The sequence below is a fragment of the Methylomonas sp. TEB genome, assembly GCF_047777895.1.
In the GTDB taxonomy this organism is placed as follows: Bacteria; Pseudomonadota; Gammaproteobacteria; order Methylococcales; family Methylomonadaceae; genus Methylomonas.
Genome location: NZ_CP180476.1, coordinates 1,935,585 through 1,948,968, shown reverse-complemented (window position 1 = coordinate 1,948,968; position 13,384 = coordinate 1,935,585). Strand labels below are relative to the sequence as shown.

Here is a 13,384-nt window from a genome sequence, read left to right as displayed (position 1 = left end):
TCAATTAATTTTCAATGAAGTAAACACATAGCAGGCAAAATCTACCCCTTGCTCGTAACATATTCCAGCACATCCACAACTCGTCTTTGCTGCTCCGAAGTAAGTCCAACCCAAAGCGGCAAACGTATCAATTTTTCTGAGCGCGAATTGGTAACATCAAGTTCGCCGTGAACTCTTCCATATCGTTCCCCAGCCGGCGAAGAATGCAACGGAACATAGTGAAACACTGACGTGATGTCATTACGTTTGAACTCATTCAATACTTGTTGCCGATCAATATCAGAAGCCAATAGCACGTAGTACATATGGGCATTATGTTGACAACTATCAGGGACAATAGGTCGGCGTAGAACACCTTTCGATTCGAGAGGCTCCAATATCTCATGGTAACGCTGCCAGCTTACCAGCCGCTCATGTGTTATGCGCTCAGAATCTTCAAGCTGAGCCCAGAGAAAAGCAGCGATCAATTCACCAGGCAAAAATGATGAGCCAACTTCTTGCCAGGTATATTTATCAACTTCACCACGGAAAAAACGACTGCGATCAGTACCCTTTTCTCGAACAATTTCGGCACGCAATGCTAGGTCAGGATCGTTCACTAATATAGCTCCACCCTCTCCAGATATAACATTCTTGGTTTCATGAAAGCTATATGTCCCAAGATCACCGATGCTTCCTAACATGCTCCCTTTATAACTAGCCATGACACCTTGCGCGGCATCCTCTACAACCTTAAGATCATGGCGCTTAGAAATAGCCATAATTGTGTCCATTTCGCACCCAACCCCAGCGTAATGAACTGGTACAATCGCCTTCGTTCGCGGCGTAATAGCTGATTCGATCAATCGCTCGTCCAGATTCAAGGTATCCTCTCGGATATCCACAAAAACTGGCACGCCACCACGTAACACAAAGGCATTGGCCGTTGAAACAAAGGTATAAGACGGCATAATGATCTCGTCACCAGGCTGAATATCCAATAGTAATGCAGCCATCTCCAGCGCAGCCGTGCATGAGTGAGTTAATAAAGCTTTACTACAATGGGTACGCTCCTCTATCCAGCCATGACATCTCTTGGTAAAAGGCCCATCACCAGCCAAGCTTCCATTGAAATGAGCTTCGGCTATATAGTACAACTCCTTGCCTGTCATATAAGGCCAATTAAAAGGAATAGTATTTTTCATATTTTTCATACTTTAAATCTTCGTAGCAACTATAAGTCGGGATCCACCTAAGGGATAATTCATTCCAAACTTTATCCCTGCAAGCTCAATCCTTAACAAGCTAGCGAATAATATATTCAACCAAGGATCAATTTTAAGCTCAGATGTGGGATCAAATTTCTCGTCCATATTCTTTTTAAAAAACCTAGAAAATATCATCGCAGGCAAAATCAAAGACACAAAAGACGTACTTCTGACGATTCTAAACCCCGCCATCTCTACCTTTTTATAAATCTCTATAGCAGAATAACGACGTTCATGAAGTGCATATTCGTCAGCAACGCTCCATAACCACGCATGCTGAGGCACAGTGAGCAATAGCACTCCTTTGGACTTCAATGCCTTACGAATCTGACTAAGAACAAGCTCATCTTCTTTGATGTGTTCGAGTACATCGAAAGCTCCAATAGCATCAAATTCATCCATAAAGGGAATTTGCCGAGCATCCATTTGCATGAGATTAGCTGAAGGAACTCGCTTCGCAGCAAATCCTAGCCCTTCGACGAAAATTTCGCTTCCATTAACTGCCACATCTGGAAAAGAATTTTGAATTGCGCTCAACACAAAACCAGTACCACAACCTATTTCAAGAAAATCTCTTAAGCTTGGAGAGTATTTTTTCAACGCCCACAAAATTATTTTATTTCTCGATTGGAACCAGAAATTAGATGATTCAAGACAAGCTAACTCCGAAAAATAACTTGCCTTAAAGCCTCCGCCACCACGAGCATAATCAGGCGCGTAAGAATCAAAACCGTCTATATTGCAGGGGCTAAATCCACAACTTAAACAGTTAGAGTTTTTAGTATCATATTGCGAGTTACAAGCTAAGCAATGTCTCATACCTTACCCGCATTAACACTTCCAGAAGCCGTAAAAACGAAAAACTTGAATGTAAAAAAAAGGAACAAAGCCACGATAAAAATCGCCGCCGCTTGAACTAACTCATGTGGGTATCCAAGCTTATCAACCATTACGATAAGTATCCCAAGGTTAATAAAATATCCTACGCAATGTACAATTGCGTAACGGACTCCGGCTCCAAGCAAACTTCCCGAGTGCGCGAATGTCAGTTTACGGTTGCCAATAAAGCCAATAACAGCCCCAACAGCATATAGACAAGTCATGGTTATCTTAGGAGCCCCTCCAAAATAAGTAACCAGTAAATAAACCATATAACCCACCGAGTTACTGAAAACTCCAACAACTCCGTAGCGAAATAATTGTTTTACTGAACTTCGACTTCTCTTTTGTGGCAAAGACATATTACCCATAAGTTAAAACAGCCAATCCAAACCCTGTCTTGCCAAAGCCATTGCCGTTATAGAGCATATATCGATGGCCTTTGTGCTCAAAAACAAATGGATACTCAATCATTTCAGAATCCCATCCATAAATAGAAACATCAATGCCCGCGTCTGCCAAGGATAACTCCCACTGCTTTCCATCATTACTAAAAGAATATCCAATTCGGTATTTACCTCCAATATCGCTTCGATAGGAGAACCACATCTTAAATCCGTTTTCTAAATCACCTATAACTGTGGGCCTAGAAAAGGCTTGCGCTCTTCCAATTTCGTAAGGTATTGCTAACCCTTTACGATTCCATTTGTGTCCGTCATGAGAAGAAGCGTATTTGATCGGAGCTAACATTTCTCCATTGCCAATATCCCAAGTTGTAACTGAGCTATACCACATGCTATAACCGTCCTCATCCTTTTGGACCCAAGGATAAGAAAGACTTATGGGATCAACATCATCAGATCCCATTAGAGGAATATCAGAATCTAGCTCTAAACTCCAATCCGGCTTTAAAATCAATCTACCAATATCGCCCCGCCAATGCCCCTGTTTAGGCGTCTGCCAACCCATAAAAAGCATATAGGTTATCCCATTAACCTCATAGCAATTACCGATGCTAACGCCGTCAGCATAAAAACAACCCTCAGGTCCATGTACAAAAAAGGGTTCACTATGCTCACAAACAAGTTCGCGTGTTAGGATATCGATATCAACTGCACCAACCGAAGAGCGATTATTCGCATCTCTGCCGCTAAAAAAAATACGGTATACATCATCTTTCAGTAACACGGGCAGAGGATTTGAAGCATGGGTCATGAGTTTGGGATGAAGCCCGTTGCTAGGGGTACTGTAGAGCAGTCCTAGCTTTTGCCATTTGCTATTCATATTCCCCTTAATCTGGTACTTGGAATTTTTGATCGATCTGTTGCCATTCCCATGTAAACACCTTCGGGTTCAGCATTCACGAGCAACAATGCTCCAGCTCCAATAACGCATTTTTCGCCAATTTTAATGTGATCTCTGATTGTCGCGTTAACACCAACGAAACATTGCTCCCCAATTTCGACCCCTCCAGAAATAACGACATGAGAGGCGATGAAACAATGATCTTTAATAGTAGAGTGATGACCGATGTGATTGCCGCTCCAAAGTGTTACGTTATTACCAATCGTAACGTAAGGCTGAATTGTGTTATCTTCAAAAATAAAACAGTTATCGCCAATTCGCCCCTCGTTTAAAATTGTAGCCCTGCTACTAACATAACTTGCTAACTGGTATCCTTTTGCTTTGGCCGACGAATACTTTTCCTTACGAACTGCATTTAGTTTCGAGTAACTAAGTGCGATAAAACATTCATACTCTTCTGGGCTATACTGCAGAATAATATCTTCAAATGCCACGACTGGAAGACCGCAAAAAAATGAGTCCGTTATATATGCCCTGTCAACTGTAAAAGCCACGACTTCATAATCTGAGTCATTACTGAAATAAAAATAGGCAAGCTGTGCTATTTCACCGCAACCGAAAATTACAAGCCGATTCTTCATAATTATTTCCTTACCAATATCGTGAACTCATACAGCCCATAATCATGCAGCAAAGCCACATTTCGCGAATAGCGGCGCTTACACAAATCAAACAAGGCACACGGGTCCGCATAATAGAGGTAATCGCGCATCTTATCTGCGTCCGAATAAGCGGTAAGACAATTAAAGGCAAATCCTCGACTGGCATATTGGGACATAGCATCCAAAGTCGTATGAATATAATCAATCCAAGTATCGTCTGAATACTCAAGCTTGACGTTAAAAACGCCGCTTGCCAAACAATAATCTGTGACTTCTAGTATTTGACTTCCAACATTAAACCTAACATTTGACTGATCGCAATGCTCTATCCTCGCAGCATCGATCATTTCAGCGGAGACATCGTATCCGAGGTACTCAAATTTTTCGAAACGAGCTGCCAAATAGTCCGCCAATGCGGCATAACCACAACCATAATCGGTTATAGAAAACTCATCGCAGGCACCCGCGTCAAGCAATTTACATAATTGACTGAACCGCAAAACTTGGCTAGCCTCTCCATTCCAGTCCACACCCTTAGGACTTACCCCATGCTCGACGATCTTTCTACCGTAGTAATTCCCTATGTCTTTAATTAGTTTTTCAGCAGTCATGATATCGGGCAATCTAAACTATTAAACAAATGTATGAATCAAAAATAACCGCATCGTTGCGAGCAGTAGTCACGCCGTAGCTATTAAACATTATGTTATATGTTAGACAGCTTATCATTAATAATTTCTTCCATTAAATCGTGAATTGATATACCTCTTTTTTTTGCTTCACTTATTAATCTGTTTTTTGACAATTCAGTAACACCTTCAAGCATTCCAAAATACCTGGTCCTCGCCGTACCTCCGCGCAATCCTTTATGAATAACATCTATATTCATTTTTGGAAACCCAATATACGGAGAAAAAGAAATAAGATAAAAGCAATTTCCTAAAACATAGGTTATCTCAATATTATCTGCATTGTATGGAAGCGCGTCCAAAGGAGCATTAGAGGCCCACAATCTATTATTATTAATTGCTATTTCTGCATACGGAGTACCTCTTAAATGTGATGCAATCCCTTCATCACCAAACAGCACTTTACCGCCAATCTTGCATACACGCTCCATCTCAGAAATAGCCTTCCCAATATCTCCAAATAAATTAATACCACCAAAATGATAAACCGCATCAAAATACCTAGATGCATAAGGAAGAGATTTGGCATTTGAAACAGAAAAACATAAATTATTAAATTTATTTATGTCACTGCTTTTTTTAACCATTGCCAAACTAAAATCCTGAGCATGTAATTCACCTTCTTCGCCAATAATATTCATAATCAGCGGAATATCCTCACCCAGGCCACACCCAGTAACTAAAACCTTCATACCTTTAGCAAGGTTTAAACGATTTATAGTTTTAACTCTGAAAAAGGACTCTTGCTCATCAAATGTTTCGAAAAGCCAGTTTAAAAAATTACGATAAATTTCGGTAGATCCCTCTGAATTATACATTTTCAGATTAATATCATCAGTTTCTGTTAAAGAATACGGCTCAATAAAATCGATAACCAACGGGTTGGAGTTTACAAATTTATACAATGCACCGTTACTATTAACTAATCCGTTGCAGCCATCAAGCTTAAGCTCACTTTGTACAACAGGATCAGAAAATGCCTTATATAAGGAAATATTTTTGTTAACCATTTAGTTTTTCCTAAAATAGTGAGCCAATAATCAGTAATATTTATTTTTACGCATTGCGAAATATTGCCCAACGGAACTCGCTTCCATGTAATCATATCCAAGAATTTCTTTTGCCTCTTGAGATAATGTATTATCATTTATATTGTTTGGTATACTAATCTGTTGTTTAAAAAACGGGACATTATAGAGATGATTAACCGCGCGACGCTCATAATTTGTTTTATTAAACCCACCGGAATGAAACAGCATACAATCGAGCACAATAAATGAACCAGCTTTTGCCTCTACTTGTATAGCATTACGTTGAATATAACTTAACGAAGGAAATGGTTCTGATAAATGCGATGCAGGAAGTACAAATGTTGCCCCATTTTCAAATGTAAAATCGTCAACACAGAATAAGGCATTGATAGCGAGAGGTTTTGTAGACACAAAGTGCTGATAAGGCAAATCCCGATGCCAAGCTCCTTGATTATAAGTCTCTAGCGGAGGATTGATAACTCCATTTTGCTGATTAAGCACAAACTTTCCTGAAATCAAGCGCCGTAGCACTAACAGAAGATTTTCATTCAAAGCAAGACCAATAAAAACGTCAACTCCTCCATTATGAGTTAAAGGCGACCGAATAGTGTGATATTCATTTATATCTCTAAGCAATTGTTCTCCGTACATCGAAATATATCTCTTTCGAATACGATTAAATTCATCCGAAATGTCCTTCAGCTCAGATAACGAATAGCCCCCGTCAACAACTGCATAACCAACTCTTGTAACTTGCTCAACAACCTCATCAATCACTGACTCCACTTGACACTGCTGCCAAACTCCATATGAACCACTAGGTATACTATTAACTGTCATTTTGCACCTCGCGATTGTTGAACATGTCTATAAACATGCCGAATTATCGTATATGGCCGTTGTTTGACCTCGGAAAATACCTTTGATATGTAAATACCTTGCACGCCAATAAAAAAAATAATCAATCCAGAAAACAACCATATTGATGCAATAATTGAAGTGTATCCACTAGGCGGCGAAGCGATGAAAAAAAACCTGAAAGAAAGATAGGCAATGTAGATCAATGCGGAAATCGAGATAACGAATCCTGAGTAGAATGTGAATACTAATGGAAGACTACTAAAAGATGTTACCGCGTTGACGAAATGACTAAATCTTCGAGAGATAGAGTATGTCGAGGGGCTACTTGAGTGTTTTTTGACAATTGATTGACATTGTTTAAACCCAGTGATAATCCAAAGTCCGCCAATATTAATTTCCCGTTCCTGATGTAACAGCAAGGCTTCAACGTACCTTCGTGACATTAGCCGGGCAGTGACGATATTATTTGGCTGAGCTATTCCAGTAAAAACTCGAAATAAACCATAAAACAAAACACCAGTGATTCTTTCAAAAAAACCTCCTTTGCGTTTGGATTGAATGCCGTATACAACATCGCATGTCTCCGATTCCATTTGCCTTATGAAAGGTAGCAACCATTCTGGTTCTTCCTCAAGATCGCTATCAATCAAAAACACTCGCTCACCTTGCGCTATCGATAAACCGGTCATCATCGCTTTGTGATGGCCGAAATTACGCGACAGATCGACAACAATCACATGGGGGTCTCGCTCACTAAGCTTTACAGCAAGATCGAGACTGTTATCCGGAGAACCGTCGTTAACTAGTATTATTTCGTATTCACCACCTGTTAATTCAATCGCGGCAGCGGTTGCCCTAGCATGGAACTCATTAATATATAGTGCCGATTGATAAAGAGTGGCAACAATTGAAAGCTTCATGGGCTAACATACCTCATATAACTACGCGAATCTTTACCGCAATTGAACAAAAGATCCAGTATGGTAACACCATGCGTGAAATCACCCCAAAGTTGCGGGTACTCAGGATATCCAGCATAATCGAACCAAGTAAGCTTGATACCTATTTCTCCAAATACGTGTTCGTCAATATAGCCTTTAGCGGATGGACCTGAAATATATTCTGAACCACCAGCTTGAACACAAAGATTTGCAAGGCGTTCTGTTTTACCATCAATAAGATGGTAATCCCATGAATTAGATATTACAGTTTGTATACCTAAATATTTACAAACAACCTCAATAAACCTCCGGTTCAACTGGGAGATATATATGAAAGATTCGCCTTTATAGATAGGTTCAATAAGTGAGGCAATCTCATCAAAATAAGGAGTTCGACGATAGTTCTGCTCAAGTGCTTTCCAATGCATTCCCGACCAGTCATTGCCATCAATTTGGGTTTCTCGAATCTTCTGAAGATACTTACCTTTCACTTGCACGGGAATTGTTAACCATTGAAGACCTTGAGGCGTCTTAATTTGATTGCGATTCCGCCAATCTCGACGAGTATATTGCATATCGTCATATAGAATAAACTCATCTACTGCAGCAATAATGTCAAAATAGCCTTTCCAAGGGATATAATTTGATTGAAGGATGGCTACCTTTTTCATATTAACAAAATTCCTTATAAGCCAGATAAGCCTGCATGTTATAAATCAAACTATTTTAAATACTTATGAGCGCAAGATATAAAACACGAAATAAACACCTACAAAACTAAGTTACCAAATAATTTATTTTTATAGATAGCTATAGTTTGCACAACACAACCCGTTATTTTTATGTTCATATACTAGCCCTGCGTGCTCAACATAACTACACCTAGCAATAACCCCTCTAGGCTTAGCAACATCAAGCACTCTTTTAGTGCCCAAGCCAGTCAACTGCCCCTGCAAGTCGAGATAGGTAATTGGAAATAGTATAGAAAAACGCTTCATGCTTTCATAGGTTAAATCGTCGACAATAATTCTGCCCTTATCCATATTCAGTTTACATGCACTAGCCAACTCCAAAATATCATCATTAACTGCGCCGAGACTATTCAACGCAATTGATGGACCCACAAAGCCTTCCTTTAAATATTTGTTGAATAATACAAAATTCACAAGTAGGGATGAAGCAACTACACAAATACAGACTAACGCATATATATTTATAAGATGCTTAAAGTATCCAGACCTAAAACCAGCAAGAGATAGACAAACAACAACAACAATTACATAATTTAGAAAAAAAGTCCTATAAAAATTATGAGCCGCGTCATAAACATACAAAAAAACAATCGGAGAAACAATCAAACACAGAAGCAAATATCTTATATCAAAATATTTTTTACAGGTGTATTTCGCCTTAAAATAACAAAATAACCCATTAATCACCTTAAAAACGCTAAAAAATAAAACTCCAAAAAATATAACAAGATTAAAAAACAGAATAATCCGTATAAACCAATTTAAAAACCTTAGTTTAATAAAATAAACTATAGACTCAGGTTCGACGGAGGGTAAGTAACCAATCGCATATTCATTATTATAAAGAAACGACTGAGAATAACCGACAAAGTTATTATTAACCCAGCTAAAGAATCCCTGCAATACAACTGCATGTATATCAACTGTCATAGAAGACAAATAACTCTGTATACCAGGGTAATTGTCGCATGACATGCCCCGACTAAACCCAATAATAGCTGCAATTGACATACCGAACAAATATGCAACAGATAATATCGTGGGAATAATTTTATACGTAAATGATCGACATAGTAATATTGCAAGAACTATAGACAGCGGAACAAATAACACCCCTTGAATATGCACATAAACCGACAATGATGCACTAGCCAGCAAACCAACCAATACAAAAATACCGATATAAAGCTTACGAACTTCAGAATTATCCCAATAAACAAATGAGAGTAAGCAGAAAAGCAAATTAAGCAAATGAATAAATTCAGGACGAGCCATCGTTAGCCCGGAGCCAGCAACCCCAATAAATCCTGTTGAAATAATTAGTACCGCAAGTGGATTTACACCCTTGACAGCCTTCTTAGCCACATATAATGCTATCGTCAAAGTAACCAGTAATGGAAAAATACGAAACTGCACGGGATTTACCAAAAGCATAGTTTTAGACAATAACCACGCTGGTAATGCAAGCAGCATCGGGACTTTCAGCCCCCAAGACGAGCAAAGTGCAAACAACCCGTGAGAAACGCCCTTATCCTGAATAAACCTTCCTGCATAGAATTGCAATGCTACTTCATCAGGATAATAAGGCATGTCACGCCAAACAATTAAAGACAGAATACACAAACCACTGACAGCGATTGCCAAATAGTTTTTTTGAGAAATCACCATGATTTGAATAGATTATCCGACTATAAAATACAACCTATAGACTCACGACCTATGATATTCAACAATTAGCAAACTTGAAAACATCCACATAAATAACGCCACCAAATATACCGTTATATAATCGATAGATACAATATCAAATGACTTTGACGCGGGAGCCACGATTTCTGTTGGCCTCATGCTCAAAATAATCAATTTTAGCTGGGAAATTGTTTCAACGACCTGACTATTGCATTCTTTCTTGTCTAAAATTTTCTCCCAATAAAGTATTTCACTTTTGACACTATTGAGTTCTTTGTTTAATTTTTGCTGATGATGATCGACAATTTTCTGAGCTAAAGCAGAAACTAAGCGTTCAGCATCGTCAACAGAATCCCAATGGACTAGTATCTTTATTGCTTTATTATTATCGATAGGATGCGTCCTAATTCTCTTTGAAAGGCCCGTAGGAGATACGTTATTAGCAGTCGCCACCGAAATTAAGGTTTCTGAGTTACGTAAATATTCGATGGATTCCGCCGCGCCAGCAATGGGCGTATTGTTATCAAATTGACCTAATTTAATTATAACTTGCGCCTCATATTTAACAGGCATTACTTCCAGTAAAATAAAGGCCATCAAAACCCACAATAGGAGATTTAAACCTATATATCTTTTATTTTGTATCAGCGCATCAACTAGACTTTTAAATGTCATGAAAATTTCCTTAAAGATACTAAAACCGGGTAACTCATGATTATCAACATGAAAAGCAGACAAAATGGACGAATATATGCACCAAATGTCAATCCGGTTGATACATCCACGTAATGCTGCGAAAGAAAACTAAATTGATTGAACTCAATTATCGGACCAACCACAAAATCCAGAGGAATCAACAGCACAAACATGATTATCCTTCTATATTTATTAGCATAACTTCCAATTAAAATTGCACTTAAATATGGCAGTAACAAAATAACTGCATACCCACCTGGGGAATCAGTAGCGACCATCATAGAAAGCAAAACAACTACGCTTAATTGCTCCCAAGTAAAAAAATGAGCTTTTCGCGCCGATAAAAATAAAATAGACGCCGCAACAAAAAGAACAAACCACCTTAAAAAGTGTGCAGTCAAATAGAGGATTACCGGAATCCTGTCCTGATAGTAAAAGACAGCTTTCGACCATGAACTAAGCGAAGTTGTGTACCACACTTTCTGAAAAAAATCCGAATTAACAGCGCCGGAAAAAGAAAACATATTTTCGAAAATTTGCCTATAGTTTCCATCTTCCAAGACAATCATACTTATTTGATTAATCAATAATGATGCAAAAAAACTTATCAGAAAGTATGTATATTCTCTTTTAAAAAACGGCACGAACCAGAGCACTATTAAATACTGCTTAATATTTATAGCCAACGCAAGAAATACTGCGCCTTTCCAATTGGCGCCAAAAGCCTGAGAAAAAGCCAACAACATAAAAGCAACTATAATATAGTTGCCTCTTTCTAACGCATAAAGCCCGGGAAATTGCATCAGCAACGCAAGAAATATAACAATCTCAACCGAAATATATTTTATACCCACCTGCTTTACGAATAATTTTGTACATACAAAAATTGCACAAAAATAAAACAAAAATAGCCAAGCGATAGAATACGGCGAGCAATCTCGTAACTCTGCCGGTAAAACAACGGAAGCACAATAATCCGGCACTAACATTTGCGCCAATGCAAATACGCTTATCGGATAAATTGATTGCCATATGTCATAACGACCATCATTTAGACTCCAATAATTTGTATTATAGAAGTCCATAAATGTATCTAAAGGCGCAAAGAAAAATGGCGGCATTGCATAACCGCTGGATTCAAAATACTTGACAAAAAAGATCAGAAATACCAACTCTGAAAAGATTATCCAGACAAACCACCAATGAATATTTTTATTTTTTACACAAACACTATCAGCTGAAGTCATTCAATATGCCATCCATACTAGATAGTAAATTTAAGATAACTTACTTTGCGCACCATTCTTTTTAAAAGAAAATCGGCGATGCAAGATATAACTGCTTATCACAGTAATAGATACTATAATTGCTTGGGCAATCAATGTATGTAGATTAAGTCTCTCGACCAAAAGAGGTAATGCTATTAAATTAAAACCAAAAGCACCAAGGTAAACCATATTAAACCTAAAAAATTCTTTCAACCACCGCCCTTTCACGCGAAACACATAAATCCTATAACCCAAATATGCATTAATCACCGATACAAAATGACTTATGATTAAAAGCCACACATAATGTAAATCATGGTGTAGGAAAAACCAAATAACTGCAAAAAAACCATACCCAAAAGCGGTATTGTACAAACCTACAAATAAATAACGAATTTTTTCGTTACCCCAAAAACGTTTAGTTATTGAACCCAACTTGCTTTCTCACGATAAAATTAGGTCGATTCTTCACTTCCTCGTATATCAAACCAATATATTCTGCAACAATACCCAACATAGTAAATAATATTCCGAACATCAAAAACATAACGGTCATAATGGTCCCATATCCAGCAAACGGCACACCCCAGAATATTGCTTTTACTATTGTCCATACTAATAGGATAAAAGACGCCGCAGATATAGTTATTCCCAATATAGTAATAAGCTTTAAAGGCACATAAGAATGGGCCAATATGCCTTTTAACGCCAGTTCGATAACCTTGAAAGTGTGAGCTCCCGATACGCCGGCAAAGCGTTCAGCTCGCTCATGCTCAATACCTATGGATTTGTAGCCAACCCAGGCAAATAGTCCACGAATAAAACGGTTACGTTCGTGTATGGAATTGATGGTTTCGTATACTTTTCTATCGATCAGCCTGAAGTCGCTAACATTTCTGGGAACCATGCCGTTGGTCAAACCGTTGGCCACCCAATAAAACAATTGCGAGTTAAAGCGGCGAATTAAGCCCGTGCCATTACGTTTGGTAACAATACCGTAAACGTTTTCATATCCCTCTTCCCATTTTTTGATGAACTGAGTTATTAAATGTGGTGGATCTTGCAAATCCGCAGTCATGATCACGGCAGCATCACCAGACGCATAATTCAGTCCAGCGGTAATGCCGCCATCCATTCTAAAATTACGCGCCAGTTGCACAATTTTAAACCGCGGGTCTTTCTCATGTACCGCGCAGAGCTTTTCGTAGGTATTATCTTGAGAACCGTTCTCTACGATAATAGCTTCAAAATCGTAAGCGCTATTTTCCGCAAATACTGCTGTTAATTGTTTAGCCAATTCATCAACATTGTCCTGCTCGTTATAGGCAGGAATTACCACTGAGATTAGTTTTCTATTCATACTG

At 38.5% G+C, this 13,384-nt stretch carries 15 protein-coding genes; all 15 read right to left on the bottom strand.

All coding sequences use genetic code 11. The features are described 5' to 3' along the window. Window positions 1–41: 41 nt before the first annotated feature. Window positions 42–1,193 carry a dTDP-4-amino-4,6-dideoxygalactose transaminase gene (gene rffA, locus ACMXD4_RS08760; protein ID WP_253734455.1) on the bottom strand — a complete coding sequence of 384 codons (1,152 nt, stop codon included), beginning with the start codon at window positions 1,191–1,193 and terminating at the stop codon, window positions 42–44. A 3-nt stretch (window positions 1,194–1,196) separates the two neighbouring features. Next, window positions 1,197–2,066, bottom strand: coding sequence for a class I SAM-dependent methyltransferase (locus tag ACMXD4_RS08755; protein WP_171695813.1), 870 nt, complete (start codon window positions 2,064–2,066; stop codon window positions 1,197–1,199). Then, window positions 2,063–2,488: a GtrA family protein gene (locus ACMXD4_RS08750; protein WP_033155741.1), complete on the bottom strand. Its 426-nt coding sequence runs from the start codon at window positions 2,486–2,488 to the stop codon at window positions 2,063–2,065. Before ACMXD4_RS08750 ends, ACMXD4_RS08755 begins: the two co-directional genes overlap by 4 nt. A gap of 1 nt (window position 2,489) precedes the next feature. Continuing rightward, window positions 2,490–3,410 carry a hypothetical protein gene (locus tag ACMXD4_RS08745; protein WP_171695814.1) on the bottom strand — a complete coding sequence of 307 codons (921 nt, stop codon included), beginning with the start codon at window positions 3,408–3,410 and terminating at the stop codon, window positions 2,490–2,492. Further along, window positions 3,407–4,072 carry an acetyltransferase gene (locus ACMXD4_RS08740; RefSeq protein WP_033155229.1) on the bottom strand — a complete coding sequence of 222 codons (666 nt, stop codon included), beginning with the start codon at window positions 4,070–4,072 and terminating at the stop codon, window positions 3,407–3,409. The genes ACMXD4_RS08745 and ACMXD4_RS08740 overlap by 4 nt, the downstream gene beginning before the upstream one ends. Window positions 4,073–4,074: 2 nt before the next feature. Next, entirely contained in the window at window positions 4,075–4,704 is a 630-nt protein-coding gene (locus tag ACMXD4_RS08735; RefSeq protein ID WP_171695815.1) for a methyltransferase domain-containing protein, read from the bottom strand. Between the two features lie 95 nt (window positions 4,705–4,799). Continuing rightward, entirely contained in the window at window positions 4,800–5,792 is a 993-nt protein-coding gene (locus ACMXD4_RS08730; protein ID WP_415880501.1) for a class I SAM-dependent methyltransferase, read from the bottom strand. A gap of 30 nt (window positions 5,793–5,822) precedes the next feature. Then, window positions 5,823–6,653 carry a phytanoyl-CoA dioxygenase family protein gene (locus tag ACMXD4_RS08725; protein WP_171695817.1) on the bottom strand — a complete coding sequence of 277 codons (831 nt, stop codon included), beginning with the start codon at window positions 6,651–6,653 and terminating at the stop codon, window positions 5,823–5,825. Next, window positions 6,650–7,594 carry a glycosyltransferase family 2 protein gene (locus tag ACMXD4_RS08720; RefSeq protein ID WP_415880500.1) on the bottom strand — a complete coding sequence of 315 codons (945 nt, stop codon included), beginning with the start codon at window positions 7,592–7,594 and terminating at the stop codon, window positions 6,650–6,652. Before ACMXD4_RS08720 ends, ACMXD4_RS08725 begins: the two co-directional genes overlap by 4 nt. Continuing rightward, window positions 7,591–8,286: a WbqC family protein gene (locus tag ACMXD4_RS08715; RefSeq protein ID WP_033155233.1), complete on the bottom strand. Its 696-nt coding sequence runs from the start codon at window positions 8,284–8,286 to the stop codon at window positions 7,591–7,593. The genes ACMXD4_RS08720 and ACMXD4_RS08715 overlap by 4 nt, the downstream gene beginning before the upstream one ends. 129 nt (window positions 8,287–8,415) lie before the next feature. Further along, window positions 8,416–10,035 carry a hypothetical protein gene (locus tag ACMXD4_RS08710; RefSeq protein ID WP_101055379.1) on the bottom strand — a complete coding sequence of 540 codons (1,620 nt, stop codon included), beginning with the start codon at window positions 10,033–10,035 and terminating at the stop codon, window positions 8,416–8,418. Window positions 10,036–10,077: 42 nt separating this feature from the next. Then, window positions 10,078–10,731 carry a hypothetical protein gene (locus tag ACMXD4_RS08705; protein ID WP_171695819.1) on the bottom strand — a complete coding sequence of 218 codons (654 nt, stop codon included), beginning with the start codon at window positions 10,729–10,731 and terminating at the stop codon, window positions 10,078–10,080. After that, window positions 10,728–11,999 (bottom strand): hypothetical protein, encoded by a 1,272-nt coding sequence (locus ACMXD4_RS08700; RefSeq protein WP_415880499.1) that lies wholly within the window; start codon window positions 11,997–11,999, stop codon window positions 10,728–10,730. The genes ACMXD4_RS08705 and ACMXD4_RS08700 overlap by 4 nt, the downstream gene beginning before the upstream one ends. Before the next feature lie 30 nt (window positions 12,000–12,029). Further along, window positions 12,030–12,455: a GtrA family protein gene (locus ACMXD4_RS08695; RefSeq protein WP_084153194.1), complete on the bottom strand. Its 426-nt coding sequence runs from the start codon at window positions 12,453–12,455 to the stop codon at window positions 12,030–12,032. Further along, complete coding sequence (locus ACMXD4_RS08690) at window positions 12,439–13,380, bottom strand: glycosyltransferase family 2 protein (protein WP_033155237.1); 942 nt, start codon at window positions 13,378–13,380, stop codon at window positions 12,439–12,441. Before ACMXD4_RS08690 ends, ACMXD4_RS08695 begins: the two co-directional genes overlap by 17 nt. Between the last annotated feature and the right edge of the window lie 4 nt (window positions 13,381–13,384).

Excerpts from the sequence above, each read along its gene's own strand:
- rffA (WP_253734455.1), bottom strand. The coding sequence starts at position 1,193 with ATGAAAAATATGAAAAATACTATTCCTTTTAATTGGCCTTATATGACA.
- ACMXD4_RS08715 (WP_033155233.1), bottom strand. The coding sequence starts at position 8,286 with ATGAAAAAGGTAGCCATCCTTCAATCAAATTATATCCCTTGGAAAGGC.
- ACMXD4_RS08720 (WP_415880500.1), bottom strand. The coding sequence starts at position 7,594 with ATGAAGCTTTCAATTGTTGCCACTCTTTATCAATCGGCACTATATATT.
- ACMXD4_RS08745 (WP_171695814.1), bottom strand. The coding sequence starts at position 3,410 with ATGAATAGCAAATGGCAAAAGCTAGGACTGCTCTACAGTACCCCTAGC.
- ACMXD4_RS08735 (WP_171695815.1), bottom strand. The coding sequence starts at position 4,704 with ATGACTGCTGAAAAACTAATTAAAGACATAGGGAATTACTACGGTAGA.
- ACMXD4_RS08755 (WP_171695813.1), bottom strand. The coding sequence starts at position 2,066 with ATGAGACATTGCTTAGCTTGTAACTCGCAATATGATACTAAAAACTCT.
- ACMXD4_RS08740 (WP_033155229.1), bottom strand. The coding sequence starts at position 4,072 with ATGAAGAATCGGCTTGTAATTTTCGGTTGCGGTGAAATAGCACAGCTT.
- ACMXD4_RS08705 (WP_171695819.1), bottom strand. The coding sequence starts at position 10,731 with ATGACATTTAAAAGTCTAGTTGATGCGCTGATACAAAATAAAAGATAT.
- ACMXD4_RS08710 (WP_101055379.1), bottom strand. The coding sequence starts at position 10,035 with ATGGTGATTTCTCAAAAAAACTATTTGGCAATCGCTGTCAGTGGTTTG.
- ACMXD4_RS08700 (WP_415880499.1), bottom strand. The coding sequence starts at position 11,999 with ATGACTTCAGCTGATAGTGTTTGTGTAAAAAATAAAAATATTCATTGG.
- ACMXD4_RS08730 (WP_415880501.1), bottom strand. The coding sequence starts at position 5,792 with ATGGTTAACAAAAATATTTCCTTATATAAGGCATTTTCTGATCCTGTT.
- ACMXD4_RS08725 (WP_171695817.1), bottom strand. The coding sequence starts at position 6,653 with ATGACAGTTAATAGTATACCTAGTGGTTCATATGGAGTTTGGCAGCAG.
- ACMXD4_RS08750 (WP_033155741.1), bottom strand. The coding sequence starts at position 2,488 with ATGTCTTTGCCACAAAAGAGAAGTCGAAGTTCAGTAAAACAATTATTT.
- ACMXD4_RS08690 (WP_033155237.1), bottom strand. The coding sequence starts at position 13,380 with ATGAATAGAAAACTAATCTCAGTGGTAATTCCTGCCTATAACGAGCAG.